Raw genomic sequence first — 17,973 nt, 5'->3', positions numbered from 1 at the left:
CGGGGTTGCGTTCAAACGGGTGTACCAGCTTATAAAATATTACAGGAGTCACATTTATTTCCGTAGCATTCATGCTGCTCTTCGATTTCTTTGCCGCATGACGTGCAGATTTTAGGTGGTAGATTCTTAAAAAATTCGATGATGTTTTCAAGCATTGTAATTCCCTCCTTTTTATAGTGTATTAGTACTCGTATTATAGTGTGCGTTGTATTAGAACAGGAAATATAAAAAAATTAAAGGATGTTACAAGCGTCGCATTTGTCGCCATAGCACTCGTGCTGCTCTTCGATTTCCTTGCCACACGACGTACAAACTTTAGCCGGTAGATTTTTAAAAAATTCGATGATGTTCTCAAGCATTCTAATCCCTACTTTCCTTATTGTATTATGACTATGTTATTAAAATACTGATGTAGTAGTACAGATATTACAAAAAAATATTAAAGCATATTACAGGAATCGCATTGATTGCCATAGCATTCATGTTGCTCTTCGATTTCCTTGCCACACGACGTACAAACCTTAGCCGGTAGATTTTTAAAAAACTCGATGATGTTTTCAAGCATTCCGATCCCCACTATCTTTATTGTATTATGACTATGCTAATAAAATGTTGATGTAGTAGTACAGATATTACAAAAAAATATTAAAGCATATTACAGGAATCGCATTGATTGCCATAGCATTCATGTTGCTCTTCGATTTCCTTGCCGCATGACGTACAAACTTTAGCCGGTAGATTTTTAAAAAATTCGATGATGTTCTCAAGCATTCAAGATCTCTCCTTTTGACAGTGTATTCGTATGCAGTTTAGAAAATTGAAGGATGTTACAAGCTTCACATATATGACCATGGCATGTAGGCAATTCGCCAATTTCTTTTCCACAAATGATACAAAATTGGGTTGGTAGAGTCATCAAGAAATCCAAGTTGTTTTCCTGCGTAATGTCGCTCACCCCTTATTTGTACTATAACGTAAATCGATATTAGTAGTGTATTATAACAGTAGATCGAATGTCAACACTTTTCTTTACTTTTCAGATAAAATAGGACTGAAGCCCAATTTAAGTTAAGGAGCGATTATATTGTATTTCATTGACAATAAAGGCATTACCGATCCTCGCATCAACCTTGCAATTGAAGAGTATGCGTTAAAAACGATGGATATAGACAAAGATTCTTATTTGCTGTTCTACATCAACGAACCGTCGATCATCATCGGGAGAAACCAAAACACGGTGGAGGAAATTGACACGGATTATGTGGATACGAATGGCATTCATGTTGTTCGTAGATTATCGGGTGGAGGGGCAGTCTACCACGATTTGGGCAATTTGAATTTCAGTTTTATAACGAAAGATGACGGGGAATCATTCCGCAACTTTAAAAAGTTCACCGAACCTGTCGTACAAGCATTGGCCGAAATGGGCGTGAATGCGGAATTGCTTGGCCGAAATGATATTTTGGTCGAGGGCCGCAAGATTTCGGGGAATGCGCAATTCTCGACAAACGGCCGGATGTTCAGTCATGGGACGCTGATGTTCGATACGGAAATCGAACGCGTTGTGAAAGCTTTAAAAGTTCGAAAAGATAAAATCGAATCAAAAGGCATCAAATCGATCCGCAGCCGTGTCGCCAATATTTCTGAATTTCTCGAAGAGCCGATGACGATCGAACAGTTCCGAATGGAAATCCTAAAATCGATCTTCGGTGGAGAAGAGAAGATTCAATATATGGAGCTAACGGAAGACGATTGGACCAAAATCCGCGAATTATCTGCTGAGCGCTACGCAAACTGGGATTGGAATTATGGGAAATCGCCAAAATTCAACATGCAACATTCGCATCGTTTCCCAGTTGGCGGCATTGACGTCCGCCTGCAAGTAAACAAAGGCATTATCGAAGACGTCAACATCTTCGGCGACTTTTTTGGAGTAGGCGAAGTGGCTGAGATTGAGGAAAAGCTCAGAGGTGTTCAATATGATAGACAATCGATAGGCGAAGCACTCGCCCCAATCGACATCACCACATACTTGGGCGGCATTACAAAAGAAGAATTCTTACAATTGATCTATTGATGGAAACAAAAAGCCTGACAATGCGTCAGGCTTTTTGTGTTGGTGGGAGGGAGATTACTTATTTACGCGAGCAAGTTGCTATGTAAGAGATCAAACTTCGTAGCACGCGCTCATCATATTGTGTGAGTGATCAAACCTAGCATTGAGCGCTCATAACCTCGCGTGAGTGATCAAACGTAGAATCCCGCGCTCATAAGTGTCGCGCGAGCGATAAATCTTCGAATTAAGCGCTCATAACCCCGCGCGAGCGATAAATCTTCGAATTAAGTGCTCATAACTTCGTACGGGCGATCAATCTTCGAATTAAGTGCTCATAACTTCGCGCGGGCGATCAAACTCCGAATCAAGCGCTCATAACCCCGCCCAAGCGATCAATCCCCGTATCACACGCTCATAACCCCACACCAAACTCAACTCCCCAAGCAATCCACCCCCAACTTATTTCCGCTTTTTAGGTTATAATGAGAGGAAGTGTGAAAGGGGAATGAACGATGGACAAGCATCGCATCTTCATAGTGGAGGACGATAAGAAAATCGCCCAGCTATTAGCAGATACATTACGGAAATATCAATATGATGTTGAAATTGTAGAGGATTTTGAACAGGTGAAGGAGGAGTGTTTGGCATTTGATCCGCATTTGATTTTGTTGGATATCAATTTGCCTTCTTATGATGGGTATTATTGGTGTCGCGAGTTGCGGCAGCATACGACGTGTCCGATTATTTTCATATCGGCGCGATCGGGGGATATGGATCAGGTGTTTGCGCTGGAGAATGGCGGGGATGATTTTATCACGAAACCTTTTCATTATGAAATCGTCCTTGCCAAAATACGGAGCCATTTGCGCAGGACGTTCGGGGAGTATGCGCCGAGTCAGGCGGAGCGGACGGTGAAGATTGGCGCGTTGAATTTATTCATTGAACGGATGGAGTTGCATGTCCGGGATAATGTTGTGCCGTTGCAGAAAAAGGAGAGCGTCATTTTAGAGTTATTGCTGGAGGCATCGCCGAAAATCGTGTCGCGGGAAAAGTTGCTGGAGGAGTTATGGGACGATCAGTCTTTTGTAGATGAAAATACGTTGAATGTCAATATGACGCGGGTACGGAAAAAGTTGGCGGATTATGGCATCCAGTCCTCCATTGAAACGGTGCGTGGCGCGGGTTACCGATTTATGATTGCCGCGGAGGAATCATGAAAAAATTTACGATGTTCATCCAGGAACATATGTCGTTCATGGTGTTCCAATTGTTTCTTGTGTTGTTTATCATGTTCCTTTATTGGCTGGATGGGTTTCGGAATTTCAATACGGCGGTGTATTCGATCAGTATGAGCATGCTGTTGACGGCGGGCTATCTCGTCGGAAAATTCATCATGCGGCGTTCTATTTATGCGACCATTACGCAGAAGCCGCAAAAGATGGAGGATGCGCTTATCCGGCATGGACAGTCACCCGAACATCGGCAAATGATGGCGTTCACAAGGGAATTGTACAAAATCTATCAAAATGAAGTGCAAACCTTGTATGCTTCCCAGCATCGTCAACTGCACTTCATGAATCAATGGGTGCATCAGATGAAAACACCGATTTCAGTCATCGGTCTGCTTCTACAGGAAAAGGGGGAGTTGGATCGGGAAAGCATCACGGAAGAAATCGAGAAAATCCGTCGGGGTCTTGATACTGTACTTGTCAATGCGCGTCTTGAAACATTTGAACAGGATATGCAGATTGAAAGAGTTGGCTTAAAAACGTTGGTACAAGAAATTGTCAATGAGCATAAGCGGCTTTTCATCACCAATGGGGTGTTTCCCGTCATTTCGATTGAGGAAAACTATTCTGTGGCCACCGACATGAAGTGGATGAAATTCGTCATCGGACAATTCATCACCAATGCGGTGAAGTATACATTTGAACGAGGGAAGAAAGTGCATATCGACGCTGCGCGTACAGCTGAAGGCCTGCGACTTACCGTACGCGATGAAGGCGTCGGCATTCCGGCATCGGATTTAAAGCGTATTACGAAACCGTTCTTTACGGGTGAAAATGGGCGTTTGACGGGTGAATCAACCGGGATGGGGCTGTACATTGCAACTGAAGTTTGTCAGCGGCTTGGCCATCGACTCACAATCGAATCGCAGTTGGGGGCTGGCACGACAGTGACCGTATTATTTGAAAATGGAGAGGCGGGTGAGCGGGATGACACGGAAGACGATCGTCGAACTGACGGAAGTGACGAAGATCTATGAAGGGAAAGTGATGCACCGGGCATTGAATCGCCTCGATTTTGAAGTGGAGGAAGGTGAGTTTGTCGCGGTCATGGGACCTTCAGGAAGTGGCAAGACGACCTTGCTGAATTTGATTTCGACGATTGCGGTGCCGACATATGGCCGCTTGATGATCGACGGGATTGAACCGGAAACGCTTAACCAAAATGACTTGGCCCTTTTCAGACGGCGAAACCTTGGATTTGTTTTTCAAGATATTAATTTGCTGCAAATGTTGACGGTAGAAGAGAATCTTGTCTTGCCGCTTACGCTCGATGGATTGCCTGTGAAGGAAATGGAAAAACGTGTGGCGGAATTGACGGAACGGCTTGATTTACAAGATATCTTGAATCGCAGGCCGGATGAGTTGTCGGGAGGGCAAGCGCAGCGGACGGCAATCGGCCGTGCCTTGATCCATAAACCGAAAATCATTTTGGCGGATGAGCCGACAGGGAATCTCGATTCGAAATCAGCCAGAGATGTCCTCGAATTGCTTAGTCAAATCAATCAAATCGAGAAAACGACCGTCATCATGGTGACGCATGATCCGATTGCTGCCAGTTATTGCGATCGGGTGATGTTTATCAAGGATGGCGAGTTTTTCAATGAAATTTATAAAGATGAGCGGCGTCAGACGTTTTTCCAACGTGTTTTGAATGTACTATCGCTTCTTGGGGGCAATGTCAATGACCTTTCGACAGTTCGCCTACCGTAATGTCATGCGGAACAGCCGGAGTTACGCCGCCTTTTTTATGGCGAGTATTTTCTCCGTCATGGTGTTTTTTCTCTACTCCATGCTATTGTTCCATCCATCCATTGAAGGCCGTTTTTTACAGGAAATTGCGATTATGGGGATGGGCGGGGCAGAACTCATTTTGTACATTTTCACTGTGTTTTTCCTGTTCTATTCACTGCGGGCATTTCTGCAAGCGCGCTCGAAAGAATTTGGTATTCTGCTCCATTTAGGAATGGAAAAAGGGCAATTGAATCGGCTAATCTTTCTGGAAACGATGATTATTGGAACGGTGTCCATTGCTGCGGGAACGGTGCTCGGTTATATGTTTTCGAAATTCTTCTTTATGATCGTTCGGGAAATCGTGCTGTTGCCGGCCTTGCCCCTCTATTTATCTTGGGAACCGTTCGCTTTGACCATCGGTGCTTTCCTGAGCTTATTTGGGATCATTTCGTATGTCGCACCTGTTTTTATCCGTACAGGGGAAGTGGCAGAACTGATTCAAGGGGAGGCGGGGAATCACGAGGCGTATGGCTATTCGAAGAGCCGAGGCTATCTCGGACTGCTCTTTCTTGGATTGTCTTATGCGATGGCCGCAGCGACAAACAATCCTATCGTCATTAGGCTCCTTTTCTTATTGCCCCCGTTGGCGACGATCGGGACCTTTTACTTTTTTAATGATTCCTTGCCGATGTTGCTACAAACGATTCGCAATCGGAAACGGTTATATTGGCATCATTTCTGGTTGCTCTCCATTTCGGAAGGCGTCGTCCGGTTGCGTGAAAATGCCCGCATGTTTTTCATCGTGACACTTGTGTCGACGATTGCGTTCATGTCGGTCGGCATTCTTGCATCCTTGACCTCTTTCGCTTCTCAATACCGGGAAATGCATCCACTCGGACTCGTGTATAAAAGCGAACCGGAAAATAAGTTGGAGCGGCAACATATCGGACAACTTGTTGAGGAGCTGAATGCGCATAAAATCGATTTTTCCTTAATACGGTTCCATGTATTGAAACAGACTTCCTCCTTTACGCAGAATAATGTCGCCATCTTGAAACAATCCAATGTCGATATGCTCGCCCATTCGTTCGGCTATCCCGCGCTGGAGCTGGGTCCGGGAGAAGCGATATTTCTGCCGCCTTCCGCTTCGTCCTATGATCAGCTGAAAGATCGGACCGTCCAGACCGAGCTCGTGGAAAGTGATATCCGTATCCAGATTACCGGGGCATATCCATATCATTTATTTACATCCTATTCCATCGGAACGAACGCCATCATTTTAAACAACAATGATTACGATAAAGTGCTGGAAAGCGTTTATACAAAAAATCTGCCTTCCTTCACGTATTATGCGTTCAACGTACCTGAATGGCAGTTGACAAAAGAAATCGGGCGTTCCATCGATGCAACCGTGACTGAATCATTTTTGACAGGTAATGCGGAGCCCTTGCACTATACATTTGAAAATCCGGGCTTGAACTATTCGGTCATCCGAACGACATTTTCTTTGTTATTGTTCATCGGCTTACTGCTCGCAGCCGTCTTTTTCTTAGCGGCAGGAAGCTTCATCTACTTCAGGTTATATACATCATTGGAACGCGATCGGAAACAGTTCGACGTGTTGCGGCGCATGGGCTTAACAGATCGTGAATTCAAGAAAATTGTTAATCGGCAATTGATCCCACAATTTTTCTTCCCGTGGGGCGTTGCATTGGTCCATAGTTCGTTTGCATTTCTTTCTTTGCAAGTCATCTGGGATGCGCTTGCGGAAATTTCGATTGTGAAAGAACTGACACTCGTCCTTGCCGGCTTTACCGTGATGCAAATTTGTTATTTTTATCTCATTCGCTGGCGTTATCTTGCGCATATTAAAGCAACTGGATGAAATCCCACGTCCGCATTCAATAGGCAATCCCCCTCGCTATCTGGCAAGGGGGATTTGGTCATTCATTACCACCAACAGCAACGTCTGCGAGACCGTTGTTCATGGCAACGGTTGCATCGGTGTCGATCACACTCGGATCGCTTATGGCAATCAGCCAACCGATGCCTGAAAGTAAAAGTCGGCTGCGTATTGGAATTGCAGTGTCTTCTGTCATCGTGATGCCGATGTTGCCTACAATCGCAATGTCTTCTGTCATCGCTATGCCGATGTTGCCCACAACCGCAATGTCTTCTGTCATCGTGATGCCGATGTTGCCCACAACTGCAATGCCTTCTGTCATGGCTGGATCGTTGGAATTCATTCTCGAAAAAAAGTGACATGTCCAAACCTCCTTTCCTAGTTAAGTAGAGAAAGGAAGTGGAAGCTTTCAAGATTGGCCACAAAACACTTTCCCTCTCTTTAACGTACGTGGTTGTACCAGAAAGATAGGAGACAAAAGCGTACGTGGGAAAAATATATTGTTATCAGTAGAAAAAGGACTTTATTATGCTGCCAATAAAGGGAAGTTGTTCCGTCTGTCGAAATAAGTAGATGGAGTATTAGTGAGGGGGAATTTCCGATGGGAAAACGTAAACTACAAGTAGAGGATCTGTTCAAATTACACTCTGTGACGAATCCTCGATTGTCTCCGGACGGCAAGGAAGCGGTATTTGTGAAAACGCATATGGACGAAAAGGACAATACATATGTGTCGAATGTCTATCATGTCGAATTGACATCGAATGAAGTGACACAATGGACATTTGGAAACAATCACGTCTCATCACCGCAATGGTCTCCGGATGGCAAGCGTATCGCGTTTTTGTCAAACCGTGAAGAGAACAATCAAGTGTACATCATTTCTGCAAAGGGTGGCGAAGCGAAAAAATTGACTTCGTTCGATAAAGGTGTGTCGAGTTTCCTTTGGTCCCCATGTGGCCAGAAAATCTGGGTCAATGCCCCTGTTAAAGAAGGCCAAACATGGACGGACAAAGAAGAAAAAGAGAAGAAGCAAAAGCCGGAACCGTACCGAGTGACAAAGATGAAATACAAGATGGACGGAGCGGGACTCTTACCGCAAGATACATTCCAGCAAATCGGGATAGTTGAACTCGCAACAGGCGAAGTGACCCAGTTCACCGAAGGCAATCATCAACACGCGCTACACGCGGTCTCGCATGATGGAAAGAAAATCGTCGTCGGCGTCAATCGGAAAGAAAATCAGGACTTAGAGTTCCGCCAACCGCTATTCTTGGTCGATGTAGAGACGAAAAAAGAGACAGTGCTCATCGATGAGGAAGGTTTCTATGGCGGCGCGCGGTTTTCATTTGATGATCGATACATTGCATTCGTCGGGAAAGACCAGCAATTTTACAATGCGACACATTCCTATGTATATGTTTACGATATCGAAGTAGGCACCCGCATGAATTTGACAGAAAGCCTTGATGCGCCAGTCGGAGACTATGTCGTGGCGGATCATCAGCAAGGGGTGAATGCACCGGCAGTCAGTTGGACAAAGCATAATCAACTTTATTTCCAATTATCAACGATGGGGGATGTGCGCCTCTATTTTGCGACACTGGAAGGGGAACTTTATCCGGCTTCTCCGGAAAACGAGCATATTTATGACTATGCCATGTCAGCGGATGGTGATCTTGCGCTTGTTGCGGTCACAAATGCCACCAATCCGGGTGAGTTGTACAAGCAAACGATCACAACGGGCGAACGGGTTGTCCTCACATCATTCAACCAAACCTATTTGGAGGAAGTGGAACTTGTTGAGCCGCAAGCCATTACCTATACAAGCACGTCAGAGTTGGATGTGCATGGCTGGCTCATGAAACCAGCGGGCTATGAAGAAGGGAAGAAATACCCGCTTATCGTCGAAATCCATGGCGGTCCGCATACGATGTATGGCAATTCCTTTTTCCATGAGATGCAATTGCTAGCGGCACAAGGATACGGCGTACTTTACGTCAATCCGCGCGGCAGTCACGGCTATAGCCAGTCATTCGTCAATGCGGTCCGCGGCGATTACGGCGTCGGTGATTATGCAGACATCATGGCGGGACTGGATGTGGTCATCGGGGAAAATGATTGGATTGATACGGATCGCCTTGGCGTAACAGGTGGCAGCTACGGCGGTTTCATGACGAATTGGATCGTCGGCCATACGAATCGCTTCAAAGCGGCAGTCACGTTGCGTTCCATTTCTAACTGGGTCAGCTTTTACGGCGTCTCCGATATTGGCTATTATTTCAGCGAGTGGCAGATCCAGGCAGATATGAACGATGTGGAAAAACTTTGGGAGCATTCACCATTAAAATATGCAAAAAACGTGGAAACGCCGCTACTCATTTTACATTCAGAAAACGACCTTCGTTGCCCGATCGAACAGGCGGAACAACTGTATATTACATTGAAGAGAATGGGGAAAGAAACGGAATTCGTCCGCTTCCCAGATGCCGACCACAACCTATCGCGCACCGGAATACCGAACTTGCGTATCGCTCGATTGAATGAAATTATCGATTGGTTTACGAAGTATTTGTAAGATATCATCATATGAACAAACAGCCATTCCGGCAAAGCTGAGCGGCTGTTTTTAGCTAATTCCAACGATGGTGAAAATGTTAGCTCCTGTCATCATTAAAGACTTAAACAAAGTATTAGATAACGGGACAGAAGCAAACAGGCAACCGATCCAGACAACTACAACGAAGACGGCACAATCAAGCGCGGTGTGAAGTTAGAATGGCACTTTTCGAAATGCTATCTTCGGTTAAAGCCGATCCGAAAAGACCTTCATCGAAAGCTCGCGCTTAAAGGAAAACAGTCCCATGAAATCCTCGTGAACCATGTTCTCTCGCTCGGTTCAGATATTCGTGTAGAAACCATGCGGGTACAAGGACTTCAAAAGCGAACCAAGAAGACAACGCGCAACAAGAAAAAGCGCTACGGTAAGGTAATTGTCAACCGAGCGACTGCCATGTTGATGGAGATAATCGATCGAAAACTACACTATCAAGGAAGAAAAATGAAGAAAATCAACACTTTCAAAGTCAAAGCAAGCCAATTCAATCATGTAACTGGTGAATACAACAAGAAAGATTTAAACGAACGTTGGAATGAGAATATTCTAGGTGGACGCATCCAACGCGATCTATATAGTGCGTTCTTAATTGGAAACACCGTCGATACCCTGGATGCCGTAGATGTGGACTTGTGCAACCGAGGGTGGAAGAGCTTCGTCGCACTGCATCATCATGAAGTGGCAAGACTAGGTCAACACCGTAACAAGCAAATGCGTTGGTATGTCGCTTAATACAGACCTGTCGGAGTGACAAAGTTGCCGACTTTAATAATGGAGTGGGTATCGTAAGCGCACGAACGGTCTTCATTGGCTAATCGGAGTAGCGCCGAACAATACGTTCTAGCCCCACGAATTTCTTTGGAAAAGCGCAACAGTGTAGGGATGGCAACCTCAATCGCATGGTTGATCTGGTCGCCCTAAGAAGTGTGCTGTTCGTGGCAAGTTTCCACTAACCCAAAGAACCCCACGGCTTTAGCCGTGGGAGTTGTCAGGCGAGCAATTCATCCAACAAATCGGCGTGAAAGTACTCGCAAGACTGACACAAATCGTGGAACATTTTCAAGCAAAAGGCCAAATCATCGACGTGCCGGCAAGCTCACTCATTCGAATGACCAGTTCAACCCTTATCGGCTACTTCATTACCAAGTACGCCAGCCCCTAACTTAGAGTGGGATGACCAAGTTGAAATCGACCTGATGATCGACTTTTTGATGAAAGGCTTGGCGCCGGAGAAATAACACAGGAATCCCACAGCTTCAGCATGTGGGATTTTTTTAAACGTTACCAACCCCATTTGAAATATTGCCAGGTTAAAGAAAAGTCACACTTCTACCCACCTATGCCTTTTATTTCCCCTACTGTATATTCCAAATACCAATGAATACGCTTACTTAATAGAATGTCACAAAAAAGACACAAATGGTTTCTTTTCTATATTCATTATTACTGAGAAGTCATCTACGATTGAAATAACATAAGTTTTTGGGAGTGACACAAATGGAAGAGGTTAAGGAATATCGGATCGAGAAAGATTTTATCGGTGAAAAATATGTACCGATCGATGCGTACTATGGCATTCAGACATTGCGCGCGGTCGAGAACTTCCCGATTACGGGCTATCAAGTCGATAAGCAGTTGATCAAAGCGATTGCAATTGTCAAAAAATCCGCCGCACAAGCGAACGAAGCGGTCGGACAATTGGATAAATCGATTGCGCGTGCGATCATCCAAGCTGCCGATGAAATCATTGCGGGACAATTCCACGATCAATTTATCGTCGACCCGATTCAGGGCGGCGCAGGGACATCCATGAACATGAACGCCAACGAAGTCATCGCCAACCGGGCACTTGAATTGTTGGGGCATTCAAAAGGGGAATACGCCAAGATCAGTCCGAACACGCATGTCAACATGGCGCAGTCCACGAACGATGCGTTCCCGACAGCGATCCATATTGCGGTGTTGGCAAAAGTGCAACAGCTTCTTACAGTCATGGACGAGCTTCATGAAACATTTTTGAAAAAAGCGGAAGAATTCCAGCCTTATTTAAAAATGGGTCGGACGCATTTACAAGATGCGGTTCCCATCCGTTTAGGACAGGAATTCGAAGCATATGCAAGAGTATTCCAACGTGATATTGAGCGCATTAGCGGCTCGAGACAGCATCTATACGAAGTGAACATGGGAGCGACTGCGGTTGGAACGGGGCTAAATGCAGATCCACTCTATATTGAAAAAGTGGTGGAATGTTTAACAACGAATAGCGGGATGGCGTTGGAATCAGCGGATCACCTTGTCGATGCCACGCAAAATACGGATGCTTATGTCCAAGTTTCCGCGGCATTGCGCGGTTGCATGGTCAATATGTCGAAAATCTCCAATGATTTACGCTTAATGGCTTCAGGTCCGAGAGCGGGACTAACTGAAATTTCATTGCCAGCACGTCAACCGGGATCGTCCATCATGCCAGGGAAGGTCAACCCTGTCATGGCGGAAGTAATGAACCAAGTGGCTTTCCAAGTGATGGGCAATGACCAAACAATTTGTTTGGCATCCGAAGCTGGGCAGTTTGAATTGAATGTTATGGAGCCGGTGCTAGTCTTCAACTTGCTCCAATCCATCGATATCATGACCAATGTCTTCACAGCATTCCGCAACTATTGTTTAGACGGCATCCAAGCGAATGTCGAGCAGATGGAAGCATACGTACAGAACAGTATCGGTATCATCACAGCCATCAATCCACATGTCGGCTACGAGGCGGCGAGTCGCATTGCGGGGTTAGCAATGGAAACCGGTCGACCAATCCGTGAACTTTGTATCGAAAACGGTCTGTTAACAGCAGAAGAACTGGACGTTATTTTACATCCAATCGAAATGACAAACCCAGGTATCTCCGGTAAAGAATTACTAGAGAAAAAAGGGCTTGTACAAGTATAAAGTGAGGGGGAGCAGCTGACTCGTTCAGCTGCTCTCTCTTTGTTTGAATCAATACCAAAAAGATTCAACAGTTTGAAAGAATGGTATACTTAAATGAATGGAAAAGATTGCATGACCAACAATGCTTTGGAGGGGAACCCTGTGGCTGTACATAATGTGATGGAAGAGATCGTGCATGAAGTGCTTGTCAATTATAAACAACAATTCAACTTATCTTGCGAATGTGAACGGTGTCTAGACGATATTAAAGCCATCGCATTGAATCAATTGCCACCCCGTTACATTACAAAAGACTCGCATATTCCTTATGTACGGGCCCCGCATACAGCGGATCGGCAAGGCGTGACCAATGTGTTGATGACCGTGACAAAAGCAGCCAGCATCGTATCCAACAATCCGCGCTGTAATAAATAAATAAGTGTTATAGGAATGGGGCTATCTTTTGGAGGTAGCCTCTTTCATTTAAAATAATAAGAGCACTCCTCCGAATCCCGCGCTCATACCCCATTACTCGAGCTCGATCCTTGTCTCAAGAGCCCGTACTTCATTACGCGCGATCAATCTTTATTTCAAGAGCCCATATTTCATTCCCTGCGCTCAAACCATTTCACAAGTGCTCATGCTTAATCTCCCGCGCTCAAACTTTGTCTCAAGTGCCCATACTACCTTCTCAGCGCTCAATTACTAAAACAGGAGCTCATTCCACCGCCTCGCACGCTCAAACTTTAAATCAAGCGCTTATAAACAGCCCTCATCCGATCGTACTCCCTTCAATCAACCCAAAAAAGAAGAAGGCATCAACGCCTTCTTCTCATACTCTCTTTTTAGTCTTTTCCACCAATGACTTTCAACACACTCATCGATTAAAAATACCTAAAGTCTCATTCAAATTACGATTTACATGTTGGACAAGCAAATGATCGCCTTTTTGCCGGATATCGTGGTTGATGAAGGTCATCATTTCTTTGGCGATGTCCGTATCTTCTAGCATGGAGAGCGATTTGGTCAAATTCGTTTCGAACAACATTGCATTTTGCAAATGATGCTCGATCGCTTCCATATCGGAACCGATTCTCGTTAAATGGCCGCTCACGATTTGAATCGCATTATCCATTCGAGAAATTAGCTCTTCGGCGTCACTTTGTGTCAATAAGGAAGCATCTTGAATACCTAAGGCCGCTGTCCCTACGTCAACAAGGTCGACCTTGATTTGCTGTGTCGGGTTTGCGCCAACTTGTAAGATGAGAGGTGCATTATCTCCAAGGATTTTCATGGTGTTGAATTCCAGCCTTTCAGCTGTATCATCGATTGCTCCCATCAATTGGGTGAGCTCTTTTTCACTCGCAAGCCGGTCCTGTTCCGTCAAGGTTCCGTTGGCGCTCAATACCGCCAGCTCCCTTGCGCGCTGCAGCAATCCATTGACATTGTTCAAGCCTTCATTGGATGCTTCCAACACGGAAAGGCCGTCCTGCATATTACGCTGCGCTTGGGATAGGCCCCTCACTTGTGCCCGCATCGTCTCTGAAATGGCAAGTCCTGCCGCATTGTCGCTTCCTTTCGCAATCTTCAAGCCGGAAGCGAGCTTCTGAATACTTTTTTCAATTTGGTTGGCGTTTCTTTTGGCACGATTCGCCGAAAATGCGATCTGTTCCTGACTGTGGATGCGCATGTTTTCACTCCTAACCTAAAGGAAATTCATTTCACACTTTCTATATCGGTCTTTCTGCTTACAATTGAACAAATCGAGCCGATAATAAAGAAAAAGAGGATGGAGTGAAAAAAGTGGATATTCATCGAGCGGCGAGACGCTACAAAGAAAACGATTATACAACCCTTTCAAGCATCGAATATGTCCTTCGACTGATCGATGAATGCCAGCATCATGTCGAATTTTGCCAAACTGCAATTTCAGCTGATGATCGCGATGCCCTATACGAATCTTCAGCAAAAGCCCAACAGCTCCTCTTCGAATTAATGGCCACGGTGAATGGACGGACGTTAGAAGGGGGGCGCCTCACCACTTTCTATATTTATTTAAACCAGCGCCTCGTCGAAGCACGTCTACAGAAAAAGTCCGTACCGCTACAAGAAGTAACCGGACACCTAAAGGAAATGAAAAATGCTTGGGAAATTGCCAGGCAAAAAAGCCGCCAACAAAACTTTCAAAGCGGCTGGGTCTAAAATGTATCTAGGTTGACTATGCACTGTTTTAGTGAAACGAAGCAAGACCCTGGCTCGACTACATAACCAACACCACGAAAAAAAAGAAGAAGGCCATTCAGCCTTCTCCCATCTATCATTTCCCTTGAAACACCGGTTTCCGCTTCTCTGCAAAGGCGTTCAGCGCTTCGACACGGTCTTCAGTCGGTATGGTGATTTCATATGCTTTCCGTTCAATGGCGAGTCCGGTCTGCAAGTCCACATTCATGCCTTGTTTGATGGCGAATTTGGCTTGTTGCAAGGCGATCGGGCCGTTTGCCAGAATGGACTCCGCAAACGCGGCCGTTTCTTTTGCCAAGTCATCCGAAGATGCAATTTTGGTTACGACGCCATAGTTGAGCGCTTCTGCCGCGGTCAGTCTACGCGCAGTCAAAATGAGTTCCAAAGCTTTCGCTTCACCGATCAATCTCGGCAAGCGTTGTGTTCCGCCAGCCCCTGGTATGATTCCGAGCCCTGTTTCCGTCAAGCCCATCAAAGCCGTATCGGCGGCAATCCGGAAATCACAAGCAAGTGCCAGCTCCATGCCTCCACCGAAAGCGAAGCCGTTCATCATCGCAATTGTCGGTTGTGGCAACTGTTCAATGGCTGAAAACACTTCGCCGATTTTATAAATATTGCGTTTTACCTGCAAATCAGTCAGCGTCTTGCGCTCTTTCAAATCAGCCCCCACACTGAAAGCCCGCTCGCCCGCTCCCGTAAAGATGACGACACGAATATCCGGATTGATGCGGATCGACTCCGTAATCTGTGCCAGTTCGACAAGCAAATCGTAATTGAAGGCATTCATCGCTTCCGGACGGTCAAGCGTCACAAATGCTACATGCCCTCTTTGTTCATAACGCAAATTTTCCATTGTAAATCCCCCTTGTTTCTGCCATTTCACACAATTAAAACATACCATTTATCGCCCAATGATGCTATTATAAAAAGTTTTAAGATTCCAACAATGTCTTGTATCCTAGTGCTTTTTTGCTATACTACTGTACAAAGAGGTGAGAAAGTGCAAAGCATGGATATTTTCGTAGGCAGACAGCCGATTTTGACACAAAATGGCGACATCTATGCGTATGAACTCTTATATAGGAATAGTCCGGATAATTTTTTTCCGGATGTGGATGCGGACAAAGCGACAATCGAGTTACTCGTCAACACATTTTTAACAATCGGTGTCGATCAAGTCGTGGGTAAAAGTCTGTCCTTTATCAATTTCACGGGAACATTGCTTGCCCAAGACCTGTTTTCAAGCCTGGATCCTGACAGAGTTGTCATTGAAATTCTGGAGGATGTTGAAATCACGCCCTCCCTATTGACAAAAATACGTGCATTAAAAACGGACGGCTTCAAATTGGCTTTGGACGACTTTACTCTACGAGAGCAATATGTCGTCTACGAAGAGTTATTCAGGCTTGTCGACTTCATTAAAATCGACTTTTTCAACACGACAATAACGGAACGAAACATCATTGAAACTTACATAAAGAAATATCCAAACATACAATTACTGGCGGAAAAAGTCGAAACGAAAGAACAGTTCAATAGAGCCAAAAAAGCCGGATACAAACTGTTCCAAGGCTATTATTTCGCCAAGCCTGAAATTATCCAAGGGGTTGAAATCCCACAAGATGTCGGATTAAAATTTCATATCATCCAGAAGTTGAATGAGGAGACACCAAGTATTGAAGAGATCGCAGAGCTGGTGATGCGCGACATCTCGCTATCCTATAAATTGCTTCGTTATATCAATACACTTGCCTTTGAAGTCCCGAAACAGATCCGCTCCATCAAACAAGCACTCGTCCTGATCGGTTTGCGTGAAACGAGAAAATGGATGCAAGTCCTGGCATTGCAGGAAATCAAGGAAAGGTCGAAAGCGAGGCATATTCAAGTCTTGATTGATTATTCACTGACCCGGGCAAAGCTTTGCGAGCTCCTTGCCAAACGGGATGGTAAGAAAAATCCGGAAGAATATTTCCTCGCCGGCATGTTTTCGCTCATGAACATCATGATGCGGCGGAGTTGGGAAGAGATTTGGGGGCTGATTCCCCTCTCTGATGAAGTTCAACAAACATTGAAAGGGGAACAGACGGAAATTACCTTCTATTTACAATTGGCGGAAGCGATCGAGCGATTCGATTGGGAGCGGATTACACTTTATTCACAAACCCTCAATATAACCATAAATGAATTGAGTCAATACGCTCTCCAAGCGCATAGCTGGACGCAACGACTAGAATAAGAAGGAACAGACAGATTACTAATTCAACACCCTTCCACATTTCCATTCTGCCGCGTTTTGGGTAGAATAGAGGGCAGGAGTTGAGAATAATTGAAAACAGCAATTGTAACAGATAGTACAGCATATTTACCTGTCGAATTACGAGAACAATTGGACATCCAGATGATCCCATTAACCGTCACATTGGACGGTGTCGCATACGAAGAAGAAATCGACATACAAGCAACCGAATTTTACGATAAGGTGCGCGGAAATGGTCCGCTGCCAAAAACGTCACAGCCGCCTGTCGGCAAATTTGTCGAATTATTTGAGACGTTAAAAGAACGGTACGAAGCAGTCATTTCCATCCATCTTTCCAGCGGTATTAGCGGCACATATGCAGGGGCAGTACAAGCTGGCGGAATGGTCGACGGCATTGAAGTTTACGCATTCGACTCGGAACTGTCCTGTTATCTGCAAGGATTCTACGTCATCCGTGCCGCGGAAATGGCTCGACAAGGTGCTACGCCTGATCAAATACTAGCCAAACTTGCGGAAATGAAACAGACGATGCGTGCATATTTTATGGTGGACGACTTGGCTCATTTACAAAGAGGTGGCAGACTATCGGGGGCACAAGCGTTCATTGGTAGCTTATTGCAAGTGAAACCGCTTTTGCATTTCCAAGACAAAGTGATCGTCCCATATGAAAAAATCCGGACGCGAAAAAAAGCGATGAAACGCATTGCGGACATGCTTGCCGAAGATGCGGCAAAGATGCCACTCGAAGCGTCCATCATTCATGCCAACCGACTGGAAGAAGCCGAAGCTTGGCTCGCCGAATTATCCGAACAAATGCCGGACGTCCACTTCACTATCAGCCACTTCGGTCCCGTCATAGGAACCCATCTAGGTGAGGGGGCCATGGGATTGGGCTGGGTGAAAAGAAAAGCGCCAATCGAATAATACCCGCCACAGACAAACTATAAAAGAAAGGGGTGT

General features: G+C 45.3%; 20 protein-coding genes. 14 read left to right on the top strand and 6 right to left on the bottom strand.

Going from position 1 to position 17,973, the window contains the following annotated elements:
• Window positions 1-29: 29 nt before the first annotated feature.
• The 4 genes from yhfH (ACFPRA_RS07800) to yhfH (ACFPRA_RS07785) all read right to left on the bottom strand — a co-directional run bounded on the left by yhfH (ACFPRA_RS07800) (window position 30) and on the right by yhfH (ACFPRA_RS07785) (window position 771).
• On the bottom strand, window positions 30-155 hold the full coding sequence (yhfH, locus tag ACFPRA_RS07800; RefSeq protein WP_239389130.1) for a protein YhfH: 126 nt from the start codon (window positions 153-155) through the stop codon (window positions 30-32).
• Window positions 156-233: 78 nt separating this feature from the next.
• Window positions 234-359, bottom strand: coding sequence for a protein YhfH (yhfH, locus tag ACFPRA_RS07795; RefSeq protein ID WP_381432370.1), 126 nt, complete (start codon window positions 357-359; stop codon window positions 234-236).
• A gap of 80 nt (window positions 360-439) precedes the next feature.
• A complete protein-coding gene (gene yhfH, locus ACFPRA_RS07790; RefSeq protein WP_239389127.1) occupies window positions 440-565 on the bottom strand; it encodes a protein YhfH in 126 nt (41 codons plus the stop codon).
• An 80-nt stretch (window positions 566-645) separates the two neighbouring features.
• Window positions 646-771, bottom strand: a complete 126-nt coding sequence (gene yhfH / locus ACFPRA_RS07785; RefSeq protein WP_239389127.1) for a protein YhfH — start codon at window positions 769-771, stop codon at window positions 646-648.
• Window positions 772-1,084: 313 nt separating this feature from the next.
• Between yhfH (ACFPRA_RS07785) and ACFPRA_RS07780 the strand changes: the two genes are divergently transcribed.
• The 11 genes from ACFPRA_RS07780 (at window position 1,085) to ACFPRA_RS07730 (ending at window position 12,950) form a co-directional block, all read left to right on the top strand.
• The gene (locus ACFPRA_RS07780) at window positions 1,085-2,077 is read left to right on the top strand and encodes a lipoate--protein ligase (RefSeq protein WP_381432367.1); all 993 of its coding nucleotides are present in this window, start codon (window positions 1,085-1,087) and stop codon (window positions 2,075-2,077) included.
• Between the two features lie 491 nt (window positions 2,078-2,568).
• Window positions 2,569-3,273: a response regulator transcription factor gene (locus ACFPRA_RS07775; RefSeq protein ID WP_381432365.1), complete on the top strand. Its 705-nt coding sequence runs from the start codon at window positions 2,569-2,571 to the stop codon at window positions 3,271-3,273.
• Window positions 3,270-4,322 carry a sensor histidine kinase gene (locus ACFPRA_RS07770; protein WP_381432363.1) on the top strand — a complete coding sequence of 351 codons (1,053 nt, stop codon included), beginning with the start codon at window positions 3,270-3,272 and terminating at the stop codon, window positions 4,320-4,322. Before ACFPRA_RS07775 ends, ACFPRA_RS07770 begins: the two co-directional genes overlap by 4 nt.
• Window positions 4,273-5,055 carry an ABC transporter ATP-binding protein gene (locus tag ACFPRA_RS07765; protein ID WP_381432362.1) on the top strand — a complete coding sequence of 261 codons (783 nt, stop codon included), beginning with the start codon at window positions 4,273-4,275 and terminating at the stop codon, window positions 5,053-5,055. Before ACFPRA_RS07770 ends, ACFPRA_RS07765 begins: the two co-directional genes overlap by 50 nt.
• Complete coding sequence (locus ACFPRA_RS07760) at window positions 5,027-6,961, top strand: FtsX-like permease family protein (protein ID WP_381432360.1); 1,935 nt, start codon at window positions 5,027-5,029, stop codon at window positions 6,959-6,961. The genes ACFPRA_RS07765 and ACFPRA_RS07760 overlap by 29 nt, the downstream gene beginning before the upstream one ends.
• Before the next feature lie 101 nt (window positions 6,962-7,062).
• Entirely contained in the window at window positions 7,063-7,338 is a 276-nt protein-coding gene (locus ACFPRA_RS07755) for a hypothetical protein (protein WP_381432358.1), read from the top strand.
• A gap of 242 nt (window positions 7,339-7,580) precedes the next feature.
• Window positions 7,581-9,557 carry a S9 family peptidase gene (locus tag ACFPRA_RS07750; protein WP_381432356.1) on the top strand — a complete coding sequence of 659 codons (1,977 nt, stop codon included), beginning with the start codon at window positions 7,581-7,583 and terminating at the stop codon, window positions 9,555-9,557.
• 189 nt (window positions 9,558-9,746) lie between these two features.
• Complete coding sequence (locus ACFPRA_RS07745) at window positions 9,747-10,328, top strand: hypothetical protein (protein ID WP_381432355.1); 582 nt, start codon at window positions 9,747-9,749, stop codon at window positions 10,326-10,328.
• Window positions 10,329-10,581: 253 nt separating this feature from the next.
• Window positions 10,582-10,758, top strand: a complete 177-nt coding sequence (locus ACFPRA_RS07740; RefSeq protein ID WP_381432353.1) for a hypothetical protein — start codon at window positions 10,582-10,584, stop codon at window positions 10,756-10,758.
• A gap of 335 nt (window positions 10,759-11,093) precedes the next feature.
• On the top strand, window positions 11,094-12,536 hold the full coding sequence (gene aspA / locus ACFPRA_RS07735; RefSeq protein ID WP_381432351.1) for an aspartate ammonia-lyase: 1,443 nt from the start codon (window positions 11,094-11,096) through the stop codon (window positions 12,534-12,536).
• 141 nt (window positions 12,537-12,677) lie between these two features.
• Window positions 12,678-12,950 (top strand): late competence development ComFB family protein, encoded by a 273-nt coding sequence (locus tag ACFPRA_RS07730; protein WP_381432349.1) that lies wholly within the window; start codon window positions 12,678-12,680, stop codon window positions 12,948-12,950.
• A gap of 442 nt (window positions 12,951-13,392) precedes the next feature.
• Here the strand turns inward: ACFPRA_RS07730 and ACFPRA_RS07725 are convergent, their stop codons facing one another.
• The gene (locus ACFPRA_RS07725) at window positions 13,393-14,205 is read right to left on the bottom strand and encodes a flagellin (protein WP_381432346.1); all 813 of its coding nucleotides are present in this window, start codon (window positions 14,203-14,205) and stop codon (window positions 13,393-13,395) included.
• Between the two features lie 104 nt (window positions 14,206-14,309).
• Between ACFPRA_RS07725 and ACFPRA_RS07720 the strand changes: the two genes are divergently transcribed.
• Window positions 14,310-14,717, top strand: coding sequence for a flagellar export chaperone FliS (locus tag ACFPRA_RS07720; RefSeq protein ID WP_381432344.1), 408 nt, complete (start codon window positions 14,310-14,312; stop codon window positions 14,715-14,717).
• Window positions 14,718-14,832: 115 nt separating this feature from the next.
• Here ACFPRA_RS07720 and ACFPRA_RS07715 read toward each other — a convergent pair whose 3' ends face one another.
• A complete protein-coding gene (locus ACFPRA_RS07715; RefSeq protein WP_381432343.1) occupies window positions 14,833-15,609 on the bottom strand; it encodes an enoyl-CoA hydratase-related protein in 777 nt (258 codons plus the stop codon).
• Between the two features lie 156 nt (window positions 15,610-15,765).
• Here ACFPRA_RS07715 and ACFPRA_RS07710 point away from each other — a divergent pair, with 156 nt between their 5' ends.
• Together ACFPRA_RS07710 and ACFPRA_RS07705 are read left to right on the top strand one after the other, a co-directional pair.
• Window positions 15,766-16,992 (top strand): EAL and HDOD domain-containing protein, encoded by a 1,227-nt coding sequence (locus tag ACFPRA_RS07710; protein ID WP_381434801.1) that lies wholly within the window; start codon window positions 15,766-15,768, stop codon window positions 16,990-16,992.
• 90 nt (window positions 16,993-17,082) lie between these two features.
• Window positions 17,083-17,937 carry a DegV family protein gene (locus tag ACFPRA_RS07705; RefSeq protein ID WP_381432341.1) on the top strand — a complete coding sequence of 285 codons (855 nt, stop codon included), beginning with the start codon at window positions 17,083-17,085 and terminating at the stop codon, window positions 17,935-17,937.
• The last annotated feature ends 36 nt before the right edge of the window (window positions 17,938-17,973 follow it).

This window comes from Sporosarcina soli (genome assembly GCF_042655805.1).
GTDB lineage: Bacteria > Bacillota > Bacilli > Bacillales_A > Planococcaceae > Sporosarcina > Sporosarcina soli.
The sequence above is the reverse complement of the archived record's forward strand: the minus strand, read 5'-3'. Positions and strand labels throughout refer to the sequence as shown.

Excerpts from the sequence above, each read along its gene's own strand:
- yhfH (WP_239389130.1), bottom strand. The coding sequence starts at position 155 with ATGCTTGAAAACATCATCGAATTTTTTAAGAATCTACCACCTAAAATC.
- yhfH (WP_381432370.1), bottom strand. The coding sequence starts at position 359 with ATGCTTGAGAACATCATCGAATTTTTTAAAAATCTACCGGCTAAAGTT.
- yhfH (WP_239389127.1), bottom strand. The coding sequence starts at position 565 with ATGCTTGAAAACATCATCGAGTTTTTTAAAAATCTACCGGCTAAGGTT.
- yhfH (WP_239389127.1), bottom strand. The coding sequence starts at position 771 with ATGCTTGAGAACATCATCGAATTTTTTAAAAATCTACCGGCTAAAGTT.
- ACFPRA_RS07775 (WP_381432365.1), top strand. The coding sequence starts at position 2,569 with ATGGACAAGCATCGCATCTTCATAGTGGAGGACGATAAGAAAATCGCC.
- ACFPRA_RS07770 (WP_381432363.1), top strand. The coding sequence starts at position 3,270 with ATGAAAAAATTTACGATGTTCATCCAGGAACATATGTCGTTCATGGTG.
- ACFPRA_RS07765 (WP_381432362.1), top strand. The coding sequence starts at position 4,273 with ATGACACGGAAGACGATCGTCGAACTGACGGAAGTGACGAAGATCTAT.
- ACFPRA_RS07760 (WP_381432360.1), top strand. The coding sequence starts at position 5,027 with ATGACCTTTCGACAGTTCGCCTACCGTAATGTCATGCGGAACAGCCGG.
- ACFPRA_RS07755 (WP_381432358.1), top strand. The coding sequence starts at position 7,063 with ATGGCAACGGTTGCATCGGTGTCGATCACACTCGGATCGCTTATGGCA.
- ACFPRA_RS07750 (WP_381432356.1), top strand. The coding sequence starts at position 7,581 with ATGGGAAAACGTAAACTACAAGTAGAGGATCTGTTCAAATTACACTCT.
- aspA (WP_381432351.1), top strand. The coding sequence starts at position 11,094 with ATGGAAGAGGTTAAGGAATATCGGATCGAGAAAGATTTTATCGGTGAA.
- ACFPRA_RS07725 (WP_381432346.1), bottom strand. The coding sequence starts at position 14,205 with ATGCGCATCCACAGTCAGGAACAGATCGCATTTTCGGCGAATCGTGCC.
- ACFPRA_RS07715 (WP_381432343.1), bottom strand. The coding sequence starts at position 15,609 with ATGGAAAATTTGCGTTATGAACAAAGAGGGCATGTAGCATTTGTGACG.
- ACFPRA_RS07710 (WP_381434801.1), top strand. The coding sequence starts at position 15,766 with ATGGATATTTTCGTAGGCAGACAGCCGATTTTGACACAAAATGGCGAC.